The following is a 22,290-nucleotide window of genomic DNA, read 5'->3' as shown; positions in this document are numbered from 1 at the left end:
TTATTTAGACCCTTTAGTTAAGCCGTGATTGGTTTTCTCCCAATAGAATGGCTTTGTGATCAATTGAATTAATCCCTTGTAGGCAGAAATGGAATGCATCAACCAATAGAACGGATTGACCAATGCATACAAAATCAAAGGGTAAGATCGCCTTCTGAATACTGCTATCATGTTGACATAGATCATCATCAGATTTCCAACAGTAAAATTGAAAATTGCTACAACTACAAGCCAATCTGGAAAAAAAATAGAAATGGAATCTAGTAGCCCTTGACTTATATCACCATCATTCCAAAACACTATATAATTCAACCAACCAGTATGAAGAAAAAGAATAAAAACCAAAAAGGTCAATAAAATAGGATAAACAAGAAATGTAAAGAACGTACCTCCAATGAAAAATTGAAAGCCAAAGAAACCTTTCAAACCGATCTTTTTGTACAGTTTGATCGGATTTCGCATGTGAACCAAGTACGTTTGCATGTAACCTTTGATCCACCTTGACCGCTGTCTGATCCAATTGAAAAAATCATTGTTTGCCTCCTCCAAAGTGGTGGAGTCCAAAACTGTTACTTTATAGGATTTTGCATAAGCCCGAAGTCCCAAGTCAGCATCCTCAGTCACATTGAATCCATCCCATCCGCCCAGTTCCATTAATTTATCAAACCTAAAGTGATTGCTCGTCCCTCCCAATGGAATCGGTACGTCAAGATTATCCAATCCAGGAAGCATGTAGTCAAACCAATAAGAGTATTCCAAAGTGAAAAGCCTCGTCAGCAAATTCTCCTTTTTGTTGAAATAGTTCAAGGCACATTGCACGACCACATACTGGTCTGAGATTTTTTTGAAAAGAGCATAAACCATTTTCAACTGATTGTTGTCAGGGATATCCTCAGCATCATATATGGTCAGGTATTTCCCCTTACTGAAATACAGCCCATAGTTACAGGCTTTGGGTTTTGTCTTTGGCTGTGCATAGGGAATGATCAAAGGTTCGAAAACACAAGGGAAATCCATTTCCTTTACAGCATTGTAGGTCATTGCATCATCAGACTCTATCAGAAGTTTGATGTCAAGTTTCTCAAGTGGATAATCCAGGTTTTTCAGATTCCATACCAATTTGTGAATGACTTCTGACTCTTTGAATACAGGCAACAGAATCGTATAAAATGGCAATTCATCATCATCGATCGCATCCAATTCGGCTTTTGATATTTTCCGTGCAGTCTCCATCTTGGAACCATACAAGGTCAAGAGAAACTTAAAACTAATGGAAAAAAACAGCAGAAAATTCAAAATCAAGTTGAGTGTAATAGCTGTATTGATTGGAAAAAAATAAAAAAACAAGACCCCAACAGCTAGTGTCAATCCAATGGCAATTAGCTGAGGTTTGGTAAATGTCTCGATGGCACAACTTTCACGATCGCTGTCATAAATCCCAAAAACAGCCTTGTCAAGATAATCAAGCCCATATGTGATATGGAGTGCTTTTAGAATATCCATATCTTCGGCTACATGGAATTTATCGACTTTTTGTCCCAAAATCCCTTCAACCTGATTGATATTAATACTATCAGAAGGATCAGCGATGACTATCTCCAAATAATCCTCAGTCTGAACCAAAGGGAAAGCCAATGCATCAAGAAATTTATGTAGATTCTCCTTGATGATTTCTTGCTTAGGAATCTGAACCAAGTTGTCAAAATCGAAATTGTAAAGTTCAATCCCTTCTTCTAGCAGAATATTTTTCCAAGCCCTTCTACTCAAATAGCCATAGTTCAATACAATCCTGAGAAAGCTTTTATTGAGACTTTTCTCAAGCTCTTCTACTCTATAGATCTTTTTTTGGCTTAATTTTCCCTTTTCTTGGAAAAGCGATTTTCTGTAATACTCCCGATTTTCCATCATTTTTTATCGAATCTGATTACAGAAAATATTTGAAATCCACTGCCTATACCCGAGTTTCTGTTCAAAACATCATGAAACAAACCTCCATAGAGAGAGAATTTCGGAGTAAATTCATACCCAATATTCGCAGTCGCTTTGATCACTGAAAAATCCGAGACCAACTGTAAGTTGTTTTCAAAAAAATCACTGTCATTGCTAAAAGAAAATATAGCATCTATCTCTCCCAAAAGGACAAACTTGTCAATTATTCGAATTCCTTTCGATGAAAAAACACGAATCTGACCTGGATCACTTGGGAAGAAATACCTGTAGCCAAGTTCTATTTTGTGAAAATTATTACTCTCTCCTATCCAAGGTGAGTTCCCACTCAAAATCATCCTACCTTCCATTCCGAACCTCCCAAAACCAGTATAAGGCAATTGGTTGTTGTTATATGCAGGAATAAATGTGGTGACACTCGCCATCAAGTAATGCATTTTCACTTTTCCCAAATGAAACCTTGCGCCAAGTTCAATATCTCCCAAGTCACGATTTTGTTGTCTCAAATTATCATCCTCATATTGATTGAAAAACCAAGGTAGGGATCCAAACAAATTGACTTTGTAACCATTGAGTGGCAAGCTGAAATATATCCTAGGGTTGTAATTGACAAATTGTCCCTGATTTTCAAAGTCTATTTTATCTCCGTCTCTATTACGAAAAGCTGTAGCACTGTAATGGCTCAAGTAAGGTGACAAAAGAAATTCCCCTTTGTCTTGTTGCCAAGGATTTTGTGCAAAAGACGTCGATGACAAAAAGACAAAAACCAATATAAGAAAGTTGAATTTTCTATTTCCTAGCATCTTCTATTTGAGTTTTGGCCAATTCTGATTTTCTGAAAATATAAGTTAGCAGCACGACGATTAAAGCCAATAGCATAATAATTATGAATAGCTTATACTGATCCCAAAAGGATTCAAATATCTCCTTTTTCTCAGACTTTTGATCACTTGATACTTTATCTCTCAAATCAAAAAAGTAATAATGCTGATCATTTGCCAAAAGCACATTCCCTGAATTGGTGAGGTATGGATCATGAATCCCCTTAATGACATTGAATAACGATCTTGAATCATCAGATAGATGGGCTATCATCAAGATCATCTTTTGACTTCTTTTGAAAATCTGCGCATAAGTCAAATCCTTATTGTAATTCACAGTGAAAAAAGTCTCAAGTTCATCTGATTGATAGGATATACTATCCTTATAAAACTTAATGAATTGATTATCTTCAAATAATACATTATACTTCTGCGGTTGGTGAGTAATAAGAATGATATTGCTCCTGTTTGTATTTTGGAAAGAGGAATCATTGAGAGATAAAAACTCAGGCAGATAGACCATATCCTGTAAATTTGATTGGATGTTTATCTGATTGATCAAATTAGACATAGCAGGGATTTCATTCTTAGTAATTTGGATATCGGTTAGCACTTGAACTCTATTTCCAGAAAAGTTCTCAGGAAAAGCAGAGAAAATTGGCTGAAGATTCTTTGTTGACTCTATCTTAATTTTTGATTCCCTAGGATCTATCTGGGCAAAAAATTCCGAACCAGTTTCACCACAACATTTCCCTTCTGATAGGTATACATATTCTACTGAAAAATAGCTCCCTGCTCTGATTGGCTTACTTTTTACGCGAATCAACTTATCAACTATGCCTGACTCGTCCATAGCATATGTCTGAAGCAAACTATTGTTGAGATAAATATTGATATAACCTTCCTCACCTTTTCTAACAGGCTTATGATTTACTTTAAGTTGAAAAGAAAGTAGTTTTAAATCATTATTTGTAAGAAAACGTGGCAATTGAATGTTTTTTACAATCCTACATGACCCGTAAATCATTTCTTCTTGAAGTCCAAGTTCTTCCAAAAGAAATTCAGGTTTCAATATATATTTGAAGTCCACTTCAGTAGTGAGAGATTGATTAACTTTCAAATGTTCTGAAAAAGTGCTTTTGAGAAGATCCTTGTCGAATAAAAACTGAACTACTTTTTCAATTCCATCAAAATCTCTAGAAGTTAGGACAATATTAGAGGTATAGTACTGAAAGTTGGTCAATGAATCAGTTACTTCTTTATTCAATATCTTAAGATCACCTTGGCCATTCATGACTTGAACATCCTGCCTCAAATCATTAGGAAGCTTGTCCCAAACGCCAACAATGAGTGCACGATCAAGAGAGTCTAAAGAAATCTCATCTAAATAGGAAACAGCCAAATCTACACCGAACCTATTCATATACAAAAAGTGTAAATAAGAGGCAAACTGTGAGAGCTTAAGGTCACTGGTTCTTGGAATGACCAACTTTTCCATATCCGGAATCAACTCATCAAGCGTCTTTGTTTTTTTGTCTATACTAAATTGACTTAGCAAATTAGTGTAGAGATGAGAACGTGAAGTGATCTTCAGCCAATAATCAGGATCGCTAAAATCTCTACATTCATCATTTGATTTGAATAGATCAGATTTTATTTCAAGCTTCAAATAACCTGATTCAAAATCTTCGGTTCTAAGAGGTAAATCAACTTTCAAAGTATCATTCAAAACGTCTAAAGAGCTACTTAACACCGGCAAATCATTGATGAAAAACAAAATCTTACTTTTGTCTTTGTCCAAGGCTTTTGATCCGACCAATTCAATATGTACAAAGCTCCCCTCGTGTTGCAAATCATTTCTTTGTTTAAAGAAAAATATAGAGCTATTTTTTGGCCCTAATGCCATAGTTTGTTTTGGATAACCAAAATCATTGAAACCTTGGGTATCCCCAAGAACTTGATTGCCATATAATGCAAAAAAAACAAGTAAAATACTCTTTATGACTGTTACCGTATATAATTTCTTCATACAATGATACTTGATTAAAACAATGAATTTATAAAGCAGCAGGAAACTCAAGTTTGAAAACCACACCCTTTTCTAAGCTTGCTTGGTATTTAAAGTATCCCCCCATCTGTTCTGTCATATTTCTTGCTATTTGTAAGCCCATTCCCTGAGGTGGAGATATACTTGTTTGATTTTCGAAATTTTCTAAAGGTTTAAAAATCCTATTAAGATCGCTAGCCTGCATTTTTGCATACGGTGCCGCTAGTTCGATGCGGATTTTTTCTTTGTGACTAAACCATCTAATGATAATTTTACTATCATTGGATGACCAGTTTATGAGGTAGTTGAAAATATTTTCAAGACTGTTTTTAAAAACAAGAAAATCTGCTATGACTCTGGTTTTGAGATCACTTTCTCCAATCTCTAAATTTATATTTTTGTTCTCCGCTTTGAGTTTTAATTCATTAATAGTTCGCTTGATACATGAATGAAGCATAATAGGTTCAATTTGAATTTTAAGCGGACTTCCAGAAACCAATGAATCATCAGTAAAAATATTATTGGCATATTTCAAAAGGTCAAGACTTACCTCCTTGAGTAGGTGATTGTATTCTTGAGTTTCTTCTTGTGGCTGTGCTGCATGATCATCTATCAAATCTGATAACCCTATAATGTTATTGATCTTGTTTTTCAGATCATGAAGTACCAGTTTTTCTTTTTCCTGATGAATTTTTGAGATTTGTTTCAATTCAGTAAGCTGAAGATTTGCATTTATAAGATCTTCATTTAGGCGCTGCATGACCAAATTCTTCTTTTCTTCCCGAATGATATTTACCAGGTAGTTTCTTTTTCTTGCATCAGGTATGAATGATGTAACCACTAGCACCATAAAGTACGCATAGCCACCTAGACTCAATTTATCATTTAAACTTTGGAAACTTTCTTGATATTGAAACAATAAAAATAATCCTGTATTATAAAGAAAAAGAAAGATGCCGAATTTTGAACGCCATAGTGCTAGGAAATTACCTGCACCTGTAACTATTGCCAATAAAATAAAGTAAAAAGTCACATAGAAACCCGTAGATAAATGTATAATGTTAAAAATGTAAACTGAGAATAAAGCCAAAATTCCAAACATCAACCATTCAGGATTCTTGAGGATTGGCCTTAATATTGCGTAGGCTAAGAAACTAAATGAAACAAAAGCTACCTTCAAGTAAAAGGTAGTTTTCCATATTTCCTTAAGTAAAAAGAAGTCTAAAATAAACAACATTAAAACAATGCACACTATGCTCCAATAAATGTAATTGGCAGCATCCCATGTCTTTCTTTCAAGTTGATAACTCAGATTTAAAGGTGGGACTTTCTCATTTGATGTAGGTAAATCTATTAACATAGCGCTAAAGGTAACGGCACAAATATGTCAATATTTTTCTCTGAAAAAAATAATTTTAAAGAAACAAATCACCAATTTTTTTTAATAATTTCATAAAAAGTCTTATTTAATAATTAAATATTAGTTGGAAACTCTAATCATGTCTAAAAAAAATCTGTATATATTATCTTTTTTGTTTTTCACTATGTTAAATGGAAATAGGATGTGTTTTTCACAAGAAATATCAAGTGGAATAAATCTAACAGGAAAAGAAAGAGTTTGGGAAAAACAAAACTTTTTATCATCTGAAATCATAGAAGACATTAAGATTTTGATCGATAATGACTATGAATCTGTTCGACTGCCTGTAGCTTTCAATCATTATTTAGAAAACGAAAAGTGTTTTTTATCGGAGCTACGCAAAATAATTGATTACACCGAATCCAACGGCATCACTTTAGTGTTGGCATACTTCGGTCATGATCTAGATGACAAAAATGCAAAGAAAAAAACCAAGGAGATTTCTAAAAATTGGTTGAAGGTTTTGTCAGCTATTGGAAGTGGAACAAATCATGTCTACTTAGAAATTGTAAATGAACCAAATATCAGCCCTCAGGTTTGGGAAAGTATCGCTCCAAAAATAATATCAAAGGTTCGGAAAGTAGATTTTGATATCCCAATCATATTAGGTGCGACCAACTACAATAGTTTATTCGAACTGAGTAGAACACGTCCCTTTGTGTATAACAAATTAATTTACACTTTTCATTATTATGAACCGTACATTTTCACACACCAAGGTACAGAATGGACTGGTGCGCAAAATTCTACAATAGGTATTCCATACCCTTATCAGGAAAATGAAATGCCTAAATTATCAAAAAAGGCTAGAGGAACCGAAGGAGAAATCAATCTTCGAGACTATCAATATACTGGCAATAAAATTGCGATAAATGATAAAATATCCCAAATAGCCGAATGGGCAAAAATCAATCAGGTAGAGCTCTGGTGTACAGAGTTTGGAGTAACAGATAATGCTGAAGAAGAATCCAGAATCGCATATTTGAAAGAAGTAAAAGAAGTACTCAATACCTATAACATCAAAGGATTTGTTTGGGAATGGGATGGGAATTTTGGGGTTAGGGGGTTGTTATTTTGATGAATTCGGTATAGAAAGAAATTAATTCCTCCTCAAAAACTTATATTTAGACTTATAAATCATATCAACCTTGGCAGAGTCCACTTCTTGGAAAACAGGATTTGGCACTTCATAATCCTGCTTCAACTCCCTGAATAATTGCAATATCCCTCCACCGCTTGATTTAAAAAAGGTGACTCCCCCTGCTCCGTTAGGAATTACTCTTTCCATAAATTGACTAAACCCACCCTTTCCTTCTGTGGGAATATACATATAAACTGATTTCATGACTGAGGTATTCTTTCTCAAATTCACTTCCAATTTACTTGGGACGTAAGGTTTGGAAAGCATAAGTTCTTTGAACTCACTCTCTGTCGGAAATGGCCTGACTTCTACTTCATCAAGTTCGCTCTCTTTAGGGAAAAGGTAAATTATATCAGGCAAGGCCTTTAAAGACACAGAGACCTTGTTTACTTCATAACTTATGTGACTAAATGTGACTTTTTCATCAGCTTGTAAAACCAATTCAAAACGACCCTCTGCATTGGTGACGTTCTGATCGTTTTTATAAAACACATGCACATTTTCGATCGGCAGACCAGTGGTACCATCCAATACTTTCCCTTTCCATGTCACTTCTTTTTTACCGGAAAAACCAAAAACTGCCAAGATACATAAACAACTATACCACATAAATTCACAAAATTGATTTTTTGAATTTGGGTAAAATCACACATAAAGCTGCTATGATTCTTAGAGATCAAAGGTGGTTTTAACTTATAATAAGAGAATTAACAATAGTTTAAGAAAAATTTAGATCATACATTATTACTATGCAAATCAATACTGTTCGACTACTTAGACTTTACAGTAAATGATTTCTCAGGCAAACTTGAGGACTTGACTACAAATTTCAAGTCTCCTTTGTCTTCCAAAGTTCTGATGTAAGCTTTCAAACGCCCTTGGTAAGTCTTCCTCGTTGAAGAGTGATAAGGTTCATGACTTGACAAATCACCACTTTCCATCACCATAACTTCTGCTGAACCATCAATTTCAACAGTCAATTCCAAATCATCGTCTTGGATCAAGTTTCCTTTGTCATCTGTTAAAATAAGATTCAACTCAATAATTTCTCCTTTCTTAGAAAAAGTAGATTTTGACAATTCACCTGCAATTGAACTTAAAGAACCCGGTGAATTAAGCACATAATTTGCTACTTGCTTTCCATTATTGTATGCTATTGCATTGAGTTTACCCTGTTCAAAAGGCACTTCCCAACCGATCATTTCTTCCAGACTATATTCGACCTTCTTTTTGCCCAATGAACGATCATTTAGGAAAAGCTCTACTTCATCAGCATTCGAATAAACAGTAACCCAACGAGATTCACCGGTTTTTCCATTCCATGTATTTGAAATACCAGCCCTCCGCAGGACTTGCCTTTCACTGTCCGTAACTCCTAAATAGACCATCGGTTTGTCCGACCACAGACTTTGTCTGAAATAAAAATCAGGCTTCGGGTTACCAGCTAGGTCAATGATCCCCGCACCACTACTTCTTGATGGCCAAGGCCTTGCTTCACCTATAAAGTCAAATGCTGTCCACAAAAATTGTGATGATATATAATCATTCTCAGATACAGCAAGCCAAGCCTCTAGGGCATCTCCATTTTCACTTCCATAGATAACTCTTTCGGGATATTGCTTGTGGTCTTCTTCGTACCTATATTCCTGATAATTGTATCCGACTATATCCAAATTAGAGGGATAGTCTGTATGATTTGACATTGCGACTCCTGCCAATGCTGCTGTGACAGGGCGAGAAGTATCCCATTTTTTCACAGCTTTTGCCAACTTTTCAGAAATACGTCCCAAATTGGAAGCATCAGGATTGTCAGGTTGGTAACCTTTCCCATAAATCTGTGGATTTCTCCCTTCATCCAAAACTGGATGACTGTAAGGATCATTGGGGTAATCAATCTCATTTCCAATACTCCACATGATAATAGAAGGTCTATTTCGGTTTCTTCTTACCATATCTTCCACATCCCTTTCTGCCCATTCCTCGAATGCATCATGATGCCTATCATTTCCTGGAGTACCTGCATTCCATCCTTCTATCCATTTGTTTTTCCCGATCTCCCACTCATCAAATGCCTCATCTTGAACCAAAAAACCCATTTCATCACAAAGTTCATAGATGTAATCCTGGTGTGGATAATGACTCATTCTGATAGCATTACTTCCCAATTCTTTCAAAGTTTCAAGTCTTTTCCTCCAAACTTCCTCAGGTACTGCGGCACCAAAACCTCCTGCATCATGATGAATACACACACCTTTGAGTAACATGGATTCTCCATTTAGGAAAAATCCTTTGTTTGCATCAAACTCAAAAGCCCGAACTCCAACTTTTTCTTTCCAGCTATCTACTTTTTCCTTTCCATCCCAAAGTTCAACTTCCAAATCATACAAATATGGATAGTCAGGAGACCAAAGCTGTGGATTGGATATTGTCAATTCCAACTTTTCTGGATTTGACTTCCCCTTTCTTGCAACAAAATCCTGCTTTCTTTCGCCTACTTTTTTCCCTTTTTTATCTTTTATTATTGCTTTTATTTGAAGTTCCGCAGTTGGTCTTTCGTTTTGATCAATCTCGATCTCTATAACTGCTTTAGCAGATGAGGCATTTACTTCTGGAGTATGAAAAAATACGCCCCATTGGGAAAAATGGATTTGGTTTGATGTAATCATATACACATTTCTGTAAATACCCGATCCAGTGTAGTATCTCGCATCGGCAAAATTCTTGTGGTCAACTTTTACGTAAATAGTATTGTTTCCCTCCTTCAAAAAAGATGTCAAATCATATTGAAAAGGTATAAAGCCAAAAGGCCTTTTACCCAAATATTGACCATTGATCCAAACTTCGCTGTTTTTGTAAACCCCATCAAAATAGATGGAATAAACTTTTTCTTTATCGAAATTGTCTATGCTAAAATCTTTTTTGTACCAAGCTATCCCAGCTGGAAGAAATCCCGTTCCACTTGCCCACTCAGAACTGAAAGGCCCTTCTATACTCCAATCATGTGGAAGATCCAATTGCCTCCAGCCATTTTCTATCGATTGTACCCCCTCCCAATTGGTATCTACCAACTGGAATTGCCAATCTTCATTGAACAAAATTTTGTCCTGCTGTTGTGCTGAAAGAACACTTACATTGCACAAATACAATACAAATATTAAGAAGGAATAAAGGTGGTTTTTTGGGGTCATTTTATTGCTATTTAGTGGTGATTAATGTGATTACTGAACGAGCGGGAATAACTATATGCTCTCCATTGACTAAATCCATGGGTTTCAAATCATTTTCTTGATCTGTCAGATAACCAGTCAAATCCATTGTTGCGCCAAGTTGACTGTTTTTCAAATCCAATTTTACATCATTTACCGAAGAATTGATTGCTACAATCACTATTTCGCCCGAATTCGGATCTTTGTAGGCAGAACATAGTAGGTTTTGATTTTGTGTTGATTCTCCATCAATCTTCACATCTATCCTCTGAAAACCAGGTCTAATAAATCTGCTGTAGTTACCCAAAGCCCAGAGCATCTTACTGCTTTCATAAGTTCCATCAGCCTCTGTTTTTGAAATATAGACGAGGCCATCTTTATAATCGTATGGTGAAATGGCAATCCACCAGTGCCAAGCAGATGCCTGAGCAACAGCAAGGTCATTATGAATTACCCTTGCCATGTATAAAGCAGGAGACATTCCCAAATCTTTCCCATTGCCTTGGATTTCCCCATCGTTGTCTCCCAAAATACAATATTCCGACATCCAAAATTTCAGATTTGAAGCACTCCCCAATGCTTGTGATAGTTGCATTCTTTTACTTACTGCTTGCTGAAAAGGCGAGGTGGTAAAATAACTATGACCTGAGATATTTTGGCTGACATGCTTGAGAGCTCCAATATAATTATCAGAAGCTTCATTGAAAAAATCATAAATCTGATTTGATCTTCCGGGACGGTTATGCTCTTCGTACAGATATTCGATCTGTCCAGCTTCGGCTACATCGATCTTTGTATCAAGTCCCTTTTCTTCCAATTTCCGATCCAAAGCCTTTACTATCCCTGCTATTTCATTGTTCCAAAATGGGGTTCCCTCTTGTCCTCCATCAATCCAATCCCATTGTGGTTCATTGACAGGACTTATGTAATCAACTTTCAATCCTTCTTGTTCCATGCCTCTGATCGAGGCAGCCATATATTCTGCAAAAGCTTCATAATTCTCTGCTGCGAGGTTGGATTCATTGGCATTGGAAGCATATGCTTTCCCATTCCTTGTCAACCAAACTGGAGGGCTATTGAGGAAAGTGAGCAAATGATTTACCGACCTTTCTTGGGCAGCTCTTGCAAACCAAACTTGGGCAGCTTGCCTTTCCACTTTGAAATCTCCCTCAGCATCCATAAATGAAGGGGCTCGTCTCCACGAATCTCCAATTCCACTTTCAGCACCTTGCTCAGCACTTCCTGCACCCAAGTTGAACCTCCACAATGAAAGTCCTATCCCCTTGGGTTTACCTTGCGAATCCAGTTCTTGGCTAAAAAGAAGATCTGCTATGGCAGCTTTCTTTGCTTCTGGCCAATTTCCTACAAACTGTCCTGACCAAGCATCGGAAGCTCCGAAGTGATCTATTTCTTGATAGATTGTCTCTGGATCTATTTGGATGCTAGAGATGTTTTTCTGCTCGTCATTTTTTTGATCCCTGTTTTCATTGTCACTACATGATGTAGATGACAACAATATCCAAGCTGTACCAAAAAAAACGGCCGTCTTGATATTTTTAATGATTTCTGTTTTCATGTTCAATAAGTTAAAAAGAAAAAGGGGGATAAAAATCCCCCCATGGTTGCTGAGGCCATTTAATTATAACCTGGATTTTGCTCCAAAACATTGTTGGAGGCCAATATTTCTTGTCTTGGAATAGGTAGCCAGTAATGTCTTTCTAAAAACCTTCTACCTTGAAGAGAGATCTTCCTCTGATAAGTCAGTGTACCATCTTGAGCCCTTCTGATCTCAATACCATAAGCTGGTTCATTTTCTGTAGTTTGGGCTATCATCCATCTTCTGACATCATAGAATCTATGCTCTTCAAATGCCAATTCTATTCGTCTTTCATGCTGAATTCTTTCTCTCATTTGATCTTTAGAAAGTCCAGTTGGCAAAGGCGGCATGTTGACACCATTTCTTTGTCTGATACTATTGATCGCTTCGTAAACAGATGCGTCTGGTCCAGAAGCTTCATTTCTTGCCTCAGCATAATTTAAGAGAATCTCTGCATACCTGAAGTAAAGCCAATTTTGGGTACCAGCCACTTGCCAAGGATTTTGGATTGGCAAAGATTCATCAATGAACTTCTTCATGTAGTAGCCAGTACGGCTTGTATTCCAGTTGGAAGGTCCATCTTGGCTGTCTCTACCGCCTGGAAGAAATGTCTCTACTGCCCTACCTCTGTATTGAGAGCCATTATACAAAATCGTTTCGGATAAGCGGGGATCTCTATTCTCGTAAGGATTGGCTGCATGCGAAGGATTATCCCAATCAAATGAGGACCCATCCAGCATTTCGTAATCATCTATCAGGTTTTGAAGTGGAGCATTTCCTCCCCAAGCATCATAGCCATTAGGTCCATTGGCAATTTCCAGAGCTGTATGTCTTTGGTTAAGATTATAGAATCTTGCAAAAATCACCTCTTGATGGCTTTCAGAAGCAATAAACATTTCGGAGTAACCTTGTTGGTATAAGGAATAAATACCTAAATCCATAACATCTTGAGCCGCTTGGGCTGCACGTTGCCATTTTTCTGCACTTCCAGTAGCACCTCCGTTGTAAAGTGGGCTTGCTGCATACAAAAGCAATCTTGATTTCAATGCCATAGCTGCGCCTTTTGTAGCTCTACCTTCAAGCCAACTATTGCTATTTTGAGTTGGTAATCCAGCGATTGCTTCATCCAACTCAGTCAAAACATATTGAAGACCTTCTTCTATACTTGCCCTTTCAAACAATGAAGGATCTGTAAAATCATCTCCCAACATTGAGACATTGTCTCCCCTCAAGACTACCCTTCCATAATTTCTGATTAGATCATGATATCTAAAGGCCCTTATAAATTTCAATTCAGCCCTCAACCTAGCTTTTCCAGATTCTGACATGGTAATGTTCGGCAAATTGATCAAGGCATAGTTACATTCACGGATGCTTCTGTAACTTCTGCCCCAAAGCGTACCAGCTATCCCTGTATTCTCTGGGGACAATAATCCCTGCTGAATTACCCAGGTATTGTCATCATTGTTGTAAATAGACTCATCTGTCAAAGAAGACCATAGAGCATATTCAAATCCTCTACCAAAACCAGGTACTGAACCGTCCCCCTCTTTGTCTGTAAGTCTTACTCCTAAGTACCTATTGATCACATACGCTTCGAACAAGGTGGTATCAGAAAGAATAGATGCATCCGAAACCCTATCTGTTGGGGCAATGTCGAGGTAATCTTCGCTACATCCAGCGAAAAGAGCACCGAATAAAACAACTATATATAATTTTAGATTTTTCAATGAATTCATGGCTTTTCGGGTTTAAAACTGAATGTTGACACCTAGATTGATAATTCTCTGTTGTGGATAGAATTGTCCACTATTGCTAGAGCCTTCTGGATCAAAATCCTTCACTTTAGTGATGGTTAGCAAGTTGAAACCATTGGCATAAACCCTAAGGTTACCAATTGAATATCTTTCCAAAATGGTTTTTGGAATTGTATATCCTACCTCAAGATTCTTAAGACGGACAAAAGACACATCCTGCAGCCAGAAGTCACTTGGAAACAAACCTCCACTGATTGCTGTGGAAGAGCGCTCACTTACCCTTGGAAAAGTTCCATTCGGTGTATCTGGGCTCCAACGGTTGTCAGCCCAAGAGCTATAGTAATTTCCTACAGTTCCGGATTCTGGTAGAACATATTGTCTTGCCCTTCCCTGACCAGAAAACAGCATGGCAAAATCAAAGTTTTTGTATGAAGCATTCAAGTTCAAACCAAAAGTGATTTGTGGGATATTTCCCAGTTCTGTTCTGTACATATCATCGGCAGTGATCTCACCATCTCCATTGATATCTTCATATATCAAATCACCCAATTGGGAACCAGGCACATGTGGAAACTGGTCAAACTGCTCTTCAGATCTAAAAATCCCAATAGCTCTATAAAGCAAATAGTTATTCATTGGTCTTCCAGTCAGTCTTTGATAATCCAGAACACCAGCTGCTTCATCCATAAATACAATCTCATTTTTGGCAAAGGTAAAATTACCGGAAGCACCAAAGCTGAAATCCTTGCCACGATGTTCATATCCTAAAGTGGTTTCTATTCCGCGGCTTTTTACTCGGCCAATATTCTCAGAAGGTACCAAAGACTCTCCACCATGAGGATTTACAATTCCAGAAGACCAAGGGATAGACGCGTTTCTTGTAGTCAAGATATTCGTTCTATCTTCATAGAAATAAATAAATTCCGTGGTAAATTTTTTCAACCAAACAGCATTCAATCCTATATCCGTTTTGTTTGCAGTTTCCCAGGTGATATTTGGGTTACCCAAACGGATCAAATCAATCCCGGGTCTCACTACATTTCCCAAAACATACCGGTTGTTGAATGTGTAGTTATCATAAAATTGAAACTGCCCGACATTATCATTCCCTAATTGACCATGTGAAATCCTAAATTTCAAATCATCCATAAAGTTGATTCTATCTCTAAACCAATCTTCTTCAGAGATTCTATAACCTGCGGATACCGCTGGGAAGAAACCGTATCTGTTTCCACTAGGAAAAATAGATGATCCATCTACCCTCGCTTGTACCTCAAGGAGGTATTTCTCATTATAATTGTAATTCAGCTTACTTATAAAGCTTCTACGAGTAAAATTGTAGCTGTTTCCCCAGTTATTAAAATCTGTGGCAGCAGATCCACCTTGGGATAATTCTGGGGTTTCAGCAGTTGGGAAATTGATCCTTGCTGCGCCAAAAGTATGGGATTTGTTTTCACTTTGTTCGTACCCTACAAAGGCATCAATGAAGTGATTTCCAAAAGATCGATTGAAATTTAGTTTGATATGACTGACGATCATCGACGCATTTGTATGCCCCTCATCCAAAGATGGACGTTGGTTTGGGCCTCCCCCGATCAGAATAGGATCGTAGGTGTCTGAATTTCTATTGTAATTATGCAAAGTGTAAGGAACCCTGAATGTTCTATATCTATCAGAGCTTTCATCCACAGAATAAAAACCATCAACAGATAGTCCTTCTAAGAATGGAAGCTCATATTTTGCTCTCAAGATACCATTGAATACATATCTCGGATTGTCATTGGTACCACCCATATCGGTAGCCAATATTGCTGGGTTAGCATTTTCAATTCCCGTAGAAGGCAAACCATTTGGATAGAATGCATTGACTGTGGGATAAGCCCTGTAAATAGACCTGAAAATATGTCCTGCTCCTTCAGTTGGAAACATTCTAGCTTCTTTTCTTCCTGATAACCCTAGTCCTACTGTCAGACGCTCGTTGATGTTTGCATCTATGTTGGATCGGAAACTGTATTGGTTAAAATTTGCAACTCCATTTTTATAAAGTCCATCTTGGGAAAGTTGTCCAAGGGAAACAAAATAGTTTACATTTTCAGACCCACCTCTTACACTTAGATTGTGTTGATTTTGCAAAGCAAAATTTTGCAGTGTTTCTCTTTGCCAGTTTGTATTGGGATAATTCAAAGGGTCAGAACCATTTCTGAACAATTCTATTTCTTCTGGACTGTAAACCTGGTTCAAACCATTTTGATTGTTATTGTAATAAGCTATCTCGTTACGAATAGTACCGTAAGTAGCTGCATCAGCCAATCTTGGCAGACGAGTAGGCGAAGAGAAACCTTGGTTGTAACTATATGATACAACTGGCTTTCCAGTTTTTCCACGTTTTGTTGTGATCAAAATCACGCCATTGGCTGCCCTACTACCATACACTGCAGCAGAGGCATCTTTCAAAACAGAGACACTTTCAATATCATCAGGATTCAATCGCTCCAATCCACCGATTTGTCCAGGCACACCGTCTATTACGACTAACACATCATTGTTGCCTGTAGTGGCCAGACCACGTACCGAGATACTAGATCCATCATAACCAGGCTCTCCACTTCGATTGGAAGCAATGAGACCTGAAAATCTACCTGCAAGGGAATTGGATACGTTTGGCTGAGGACTTTTGGTCAACTCTCTGCCATCGATCTGAGATACCGAGCCAGTCAGGGTGACTTTTTTCTGCTCTCCATAACCTACCACTACGACTTCACTTAGATCATCCATATCCGACTCCATTGTAATGTTGATTTCGGTTTGTGATCCTAATGATACTTCTTGTGTCTTGTATCCTATAAATGATACTCTTAAAACTGTCTGTGGGGTTACATTTACACTGATAGAGAAATTTCCATCAATGTCAGTAACTGCACCGGTTGTAGTCCCTTTTACCAAAACAGAGGCTCCTGGTAAGGACTCACCATTTTCATCGAAAACTTTCCCTTTGATGGTCGATTGCTGCGCAAAAGCCGAAGTGTGGAAAGCGAAAAATAGTACCATAGCAACGAATGGTACCCATTGGGAGTAATATTTTTTCATCTTACTTTGGGTTAAATCGTTAAATTGATTTTAAAACTAGTATCTCAATGGAAGACCTTTGAGAATAGCTACAATATTCTGAATAAAACGTATCCTTAAAGGGTAATAAATCGACAAAAAAAGGGGGATAAATCGTCCAACAATTGTAAATGTCATAATTAATCCAAAATATTGTACCCTTGTCAAAACCCAACAAATGAATCCCAATTATTTCCTCGCTTCTATTTTTATATTGTTCATATCTTTCAATACGATTGCCCAAAATACAAATGGTAACCAAATTGGAACTAAAGAGCAACTCACTTTCCACTTGCTTGACATGGAAATCGGACTTGCACATAATGTCGTGAATAGCATTGAACAGGATGAATTGGGATATATTTGGATTGCTACAATAGAAGGGATAAGTCGGTATAATGGGACCCATTTTTTGAATTTCAAACAAGAAACAAAGAATTCCGAAAATGCATTAGTCAATAATTTCATCCAGCAAATAGCCTTAAAAAAAGATGGGAAACTGATGATCGCAACTGATGGAGGGCTCAATATTTATAATCTTGAAAAAGAAAAATTTGATCTTATCAATCAAAAAGACGGTTTGTTATCAAACAGCATCAGTTCTGTATATGAATATTTAGATGGCAAGATCATCCTGGGAGCTTACAGATATGGAATCCAGTTTTTGGATCAAAATGGAAAAATAGAACATACTATGACCCATGATGCCAAAGATATCAGAAGCTTGTCTTCTAATCAGATTTCATCTATCACAATGCAGGGTGACTCCGTAATATGGATTGGTACTTTTGATGCAGGATTGAATAAGATTGATCTCAAAAGCAAATCAAACCAGCGGGTTTTTCAATCCAAACCCAATAAATCTTCAAGTCAAATCAATTCTCTACATACTGATGGTAATGGAAATCTGTGGATAGGCACCAAGTCCGGACTAAAGGTAATTACCATTGCAGGAGATACTCTTGAGATTAACCAGGCAACACTTCCAGAGAGAGGACTTTCTGACTCTGACATCTTGTGCTTTGAAGAAGATCAAAGAGGAAATATTTGGATTGGCACAAGAAATGGAGGCTTGAATATCTTAGAGTTACGAGGTTTTTTGGAAAAAGAAACACCAAAAATCGATTGGTTCTTGCCAAAATCAGATGGTTCAAGTGTTTTCAACAGAACTGTGTCAGCCCTAAAACTGGACAAGAAAAGAAACATGTGGATAGGAACCAGCACGGGTGTGAATTATGTAAATCCGGATGGAGAACCGATCAAGTTGCTCCAAAGAAATCCGAATTCAGAACAAACTTTGTCTCACAATAGAATTGGCGCAATTGCTACGGGTGCTAAAAATAGAATTTGGATAGGAACTGATGGAGGTGGATTGGATCGATATAGTGCGGAAAACAGAAATTTTGTCAATTACCACCATGATCCTTTGCAAAAAGAAAGTATCAGTAGCAACTACATCATCTCTTTGAAAGAAGATAGTAAAGAAAGATTATGGGTTGGCACATATCAAAGAGGCTTAAACCGAATGGACATTTCTAGTGGTAAGTTCAAGAAGTATTTACAAGGAAGTTCTAAAGACGGATCAGATGTTAGGATTATAGCAGAAGATAACAAACAGCAAATTTGGGTTGGTACCAACCAAGGGGGGCTGTACCTCTATGATGAAGAAAATGACACATTCCAGTACATTGCCACTTTGGGAAAAATTGACATCCGTGGAATAGCCTTTGATGCTAGACAAAGGCTTTGGTTGGCAACATTTGGATCAGGAATCATTTGTTTTGACCCATTGACAGACACATTCAAAGAATATCATTCGAGTCAGTATGAAAAACTCCCTGAAAACATTTATTTCACTATAGCCGTACTTCCAAATCAAGATATATTGGCAGGAAGTAGATATGGAGGATTGATCAGGATAAATCCAGCAAACGACTCCATAACGATGTTCACTGAAGAAAATGGTATGAGCAATAATACCATCAACAGCATGCTAATGGATCATAAAGGTATAGTTTGGCTAGGAACCAACAATGGAATCAGCCATTATAATCCTCTCACAAACCATATTGACCATATCAATACTTTTGATAATTTGCAAAAAAGTGAGTTCAACATCGGTGCTGTTACATTGGCAGATGATGGCAACCTATATTTTGGAGGAAATAAGGGTATCAATATAATAAACCCAACCAAAATTAATCTTGGAGAACACGATTACAGTCTGATTTTTGAGAATTTCAAACTTTTTAATCAGCAAGTGAAAGTTGGGGAAGAGTATCTTGACTCGGCAATTTCTAACAAAAATTCATTGACGCTCAACCATCGTCAGTCACTTATTTCATTTGATTTTTCTCTGTTAAAATTCCCTTTTGCACAAAATGTATCTTATTTCTACAAACTTGAAGGTTTTCATAAACATTGGATTCAAGTGCAGGGAACTGGTACTGCTAACCTGAGCAATATTCCACCAGGATCATATAGCTTATTAGTCAGGGCCAAAATTGGAAATGAATATGAATTGGAACGCCAAATCAATCTAACGATCACTCCACCGTTTTGGAAAACTTTTCCTGCTTATTTGTTGTATTTCCTTCTGATTGTTGCCATTGTAATTGGGGTAATGAGATACTACAGTGAACGCGTGAAGCTCAAAAATTCCCTTTTACTTGAAAAACAACAGCGCTTGCTAGAACATGACATCAATGAAGAGAGAATCCGCTTTTTCACCAGCTTTTCACACGAATTAAAAACTCCACTGACCTTGATTTTGGCTCCAATAGAGGATCTCATCAATCAGGTTAAATCCAAAACTCATCTCAATAAGCTTACACTTGTCCAAAAAAACGCCGCATATCTACATCAATTGATTGGTAACTTGTTGGAATTTAGAAAGGCAGAGACAGGATTGAGTCAATTGACTGTTGGAGAATACAACCTATCGCTTTACTTGGAGCAATGGGTTCAAAATTATCAACCACTAGCCAAAAAGAGACATATTCAATTAACTTGCTCCCTTTCCGAAAGGAATATGCTAGCACGGTTTGATTTTGAAAAGTTACAAATCATCATCAATAATCTTTTATCCAATGCGCTCAAACATGCTGTGGACAATGATAAAATCCAGGTGAGTCTCTATTCTGACGAGCAAAGCTTTTACATTTCTGTCTCTGACACTGGACCTGGAATCACAGCTGAGGATAACAAGCGGATTTTTGAATGGTTTTATCAATCTGGAACCAAGCTTAAAAAAGAAGGTACAGGCATTGGATTGGCACTTTCAAAAAGTTTGACAGAACTCCATCATGGTGCGATCAAAGTGGCTAGCGAGCAGGGAAAAGGAACGACTTTTATTGTAGAAATCCCTAGAGACCTTCCTATATCTTCTTCAGAACAATGGACATCCGATCAGCGGCAAGTACCACTTATTGCCGATACTTCCATCCTTTCATTGCACGAATCACCTTATCAGGAAATTTTGGTGAATGGAGAAGAGGAAAGACCTATAATTTTGCTGATTGATGACAACACGGATATCCTCAGTTATTTAGATAGCCTACTTAGAAAAAAATATGACCTTATCCATGCCCAAGATGGTGAAGACGGGATTCAGAAAGCACTAAAACATGTTCCAGATCTGATTATTTCGGACATTATGATGCCACTGAGAGATGGGCTTGAACTCTGTGCTACCCTCAAAAAAAATGATATCACTTCACATATTCCAATTATCCTCCTTTCAGCAAAAGGCAATGTAGAGACCATGCAAACCGGTTTTGTAGAGGGTGCTGACGACTACATCACCAAGCCTTTCAATAGTTCTCTTTTACAAACTAGAGTTCAAAATCTGATCGAAAGTAGGCAGAATTTGAGAAAACATTTTTCTGATCTTGGGAAAAATACTGAGCCTGAGCCATTGGACGCTATACAAAGTGATCTTCTCTTTGTGGAAAAGAAATTCTTGGTTAAGTTGGATAGGGTCATTTTGGCGCAAATCGGCAAAGAAGAAACACAAGTAGAAACTATTGTGATGGAAATGGGCATGAGTAGAACTTCTCTTTTTAGAAAAATAAAAGCCATAACAGGATATAATATCAATACCTATATCCGTATGATAAAAATAAAAAAAGCAGCAAATCTTATTGCCAACCAAAAGCTTCCCATTTCCCAAGCAGCATTTGAATCTGGATTCAATGATGTGAAATACTTTAGAAAAGTGTTCAAGGAACAGTTTGGGGTTCTACCTTCAGCATACAAAGGTTAACTACTAATAATTAACTCGATTATATGTGTTTCATAACTACTGAAAAAGCATCTTTGGGTAATAATTGGTTTAAAAAACATAAATCGAATTTATGAACTGAATATTGAACTAAGTACTAGATATATAAAAAATAGGGGTATTAATACACCCCTATTTTCAAAAAATCCAACGAGCTAAAACCTATTTTTTTATCTCATTTAAGATTTCTTTGGCTCCATCTACACTGGAATTGAGAGCAGTTTTTACTGATTCCACTGTCTCTCCTCCTATATCTTTGGCTGCTTCGAGAGCTGCCACAATCGCATCTTTAGCAGCTCCTACAGTATCTCCCCCTATCTGTTTGACTCCATTAACAGCTCCTTTTACGGCTTCTACAGCTACTTCAGCTACATCTTCACCCAAATCTTTTGCGGATTCTATTGCTTGTCTGACACTTCCTTGAACAGCATCTTTTTGGCTAACGCCTGAGTCAGTAGCTCCTTGGATAGTTCCGTTAACAATCCCTCTAGCAGATTTCACTACAGAAACACCAACATCAGCAACACCTTCAAATGCTCCTGCTACAATCGAAGCCGGAACTTGTAAGCCTTTTACAACCAACTCACCTGTCCCTTTAAGTGTCGTGACGGCAACGTTTTTTACAGAGTTTGCTAATACACTTCCTGTATCAGCAGTTCCTTTTAAGGTAGCTTTTAATCCACCTTTGATTCCATTTACAACATTAGAAATAATTGGTACACCCATAACATTATAATTTTAGTGATTTACAATATCTCAAATTAATAAATAAATATTAAAAAATTAAATTTTTCAATGATTAAATAGTTTTAATCCACTAAAACGATAAAAATTACTTGAGTATCCGTCACATGATCAGTTTGGTGTTCTCAGATTAACTTGAGGTGAAAGTGCTTATTGCATCCATGATTCCTAGTGAAAACTGAAATGCAAAATCCTGATTTGATGAAATTTAAATTGGTTTTCA

At 37.1% G+C, this 22,290-nt stretch carries 12 protein-coding genes; 2 read left to right on the top strand and 10 right to left on the bottom strand.

The annotated features are described in order from the left end of the window. From MM213_RS03335 to MM213_RS03320, 4 genes are read right to left on the bottom strand one after another with little or no spacing between them, the layout of a single operon-like run. Positions 1–1,908 (bottom strand): glycosyltransferase family 2 protein, encoded by a 1,908-nt coding sequence (locus MM213_RS03335; protein ID WP_241410088.1) that lies wholly within the window; start codon positions 1,906–1,908, stop codon positions 1–3. After that, complete coding sequence (locus tag MM213_RS03330) at positions 1,905–2,750, bottom strand: transporter family protein (RefSeq protein WP_241410087.1); 846 nt, start codon at positions 2,748–2,750, stop codon at positions 1,905–1,907. The genes MM213_RS03335 and MM213_RS03330 overlap by 4 nt, the downstream gene beginning before the upstream one ends. After that, the gene (locus tag MM213_RS03325; protein WP_241410086.1) at positions 2,737–4,797 is read right to left on the bottom strand and encodes a cellulose biosynthesis cyclic di-GMP-binding regulatory protein BcsB; all 2,061 of its coding nucleotides are present in this window, start codon (positions 4,795–4,797) and stop codon (positions 2,737–2,739) included. The genes MM213_RS03330 and MM213_RS03325 overlap by 14 nt, the downstream gene beginning before the upstream one ends. Before the next feature lie 28 nt (positions 4,798–4,825). Continuing rightward, a complete protein-coding gene (locus MM213_RS03320) occupies positions 4,826–5,995 on the bottom strand; it encodes a sensor histidine kinase (protein ID WP_241410085.1) in 1,170 nt (389 codons plus the stop codon). A 382-nt stretch (positions 5,996–6,377) separates the two neighbouring features. On the opposite strand from MM213_RS03320, the gene MM213_RS03315 reads away from it, so the two are divergent. Continuing rightward, positions 6,378–7,313, top strand: coding sequence for a glycoside hydrolase family 5 protein (locus MM213_RS03315; RefSeq protein ID WP_241410084.1), 936 nt, complete (start codon positions 6,378–6,380; stop codon positions 7,311–7,313). Positions 7,314–7,334: 21 nt separating this feature from the next. Here MM213_RS03315 and MM213_RS03310 read toward each other — a convergent pair whose 3' ends face one another. The 5 genes from MM213_RS03310 to MM213_RS03290 form a co-directional block, all read right to left on the bottom strand. After that, a complete protein-coding gene (locus MM213_RS03310) occupies positions 7,335–7,985 on the bottom strand; it encodes a carboxypeptidase-like regulatory domain-containing protein (RefSeq protein ID WP_241410083.1) in 651 nt (216 codons plus the stop codon). A 161-nt stretch (positions 7,986–8,146) separates the two neighbouring features. Further along, positions 8,147–10,564, bottom strand: a complete 2,418-nt coding sequence (locus MM213_RS03305; RefSeq protein WP_241410082.1) for a glycoside hydrolase family 2 protein — start codon at positions 10,562–10,564, stop codon at positions 8,147–8,149. A gap of 7 nt (positions 10,565–10,571) precedes the next feature. After that, on the bottom strand, positions 10,572–12,158 hold the full coding sequence (locus MM213_RS03300; protein WP_241410081.1) for a glycoside hydrolase: 1,587 nt from the start codon (positions 12,156–12,158) through the stop codon (positions 10,572–10,574). 59 nt (positions 12,159–12,217) lie between these two features. Next, a complete protein-coding gene (locus MM213_RS03295) occupies positions 12,218–13,918 on the bottom strand; it encodes a RagB/SusD family nutrient uptake outer membrane protein (protein ID WP_241410080.1) in 1,701 nt (566 codons plus the stop codon). A gap of 12 nt (positions 13,919–13,930) precedes the next feature. Continuing rightward, positions 13,931–17,023: a SusC/RagA family TonB-linked outer membrane protein gene (locus MM213_RS03290; RefSeq protein ID WP_241410079.1), complete on the bottom strand. Its 3,093-nt coding sequence runs from the start codon at positions 17,021–17,023 to the stop codon at positions 13,931–13,933. A gap of 196 nt (positions 17,024–17,219) precedes the next feature. Between MM213_RS03290 and MM213_RS03285 the strand changes: the two genes are divergently transcribed. Continuing rightward, entirely contained in the window at positions 17,220–21,305 is a 4,086-nt protein-coding gene (locus MM213_RS03285; protein WP_241410078.1) for a hybrid sensor histidine kinase/response regulator transcription factor, read from the top strand. 180 nt (positions 21,306–21,485) lie between these two features. On the opposite strand, the gene MM213_RS03280 is transcribed toward MM213_RS03285, so the two are convergent. Next, entirely contained in the window at positions 21,486–22,049 is a 564-nt protein-coding gene (locus MM213_RS03280; protein ID WP_241410077.1) for a hypothetical protein, read from the bottom strand. Between the last annotated feature and the right edge of the window lie 241 nt (positions 22,050–22,290).

Origin of the sequence: Belliella alkalica (assembly GCF_022549785.1) — a bacterium.
GTDB classification, from domain to species: domain Bacteria; phylum Bacteroidota; class Bacteroidia; order Cytophagales; family Cyclobacteriaceae; genus Belliella; species Belliella alkalica.
Note: the sequence above shows the minus strand (reverse complement) of the source record. Positions and strands in the feature narration are given on the sequence as shown.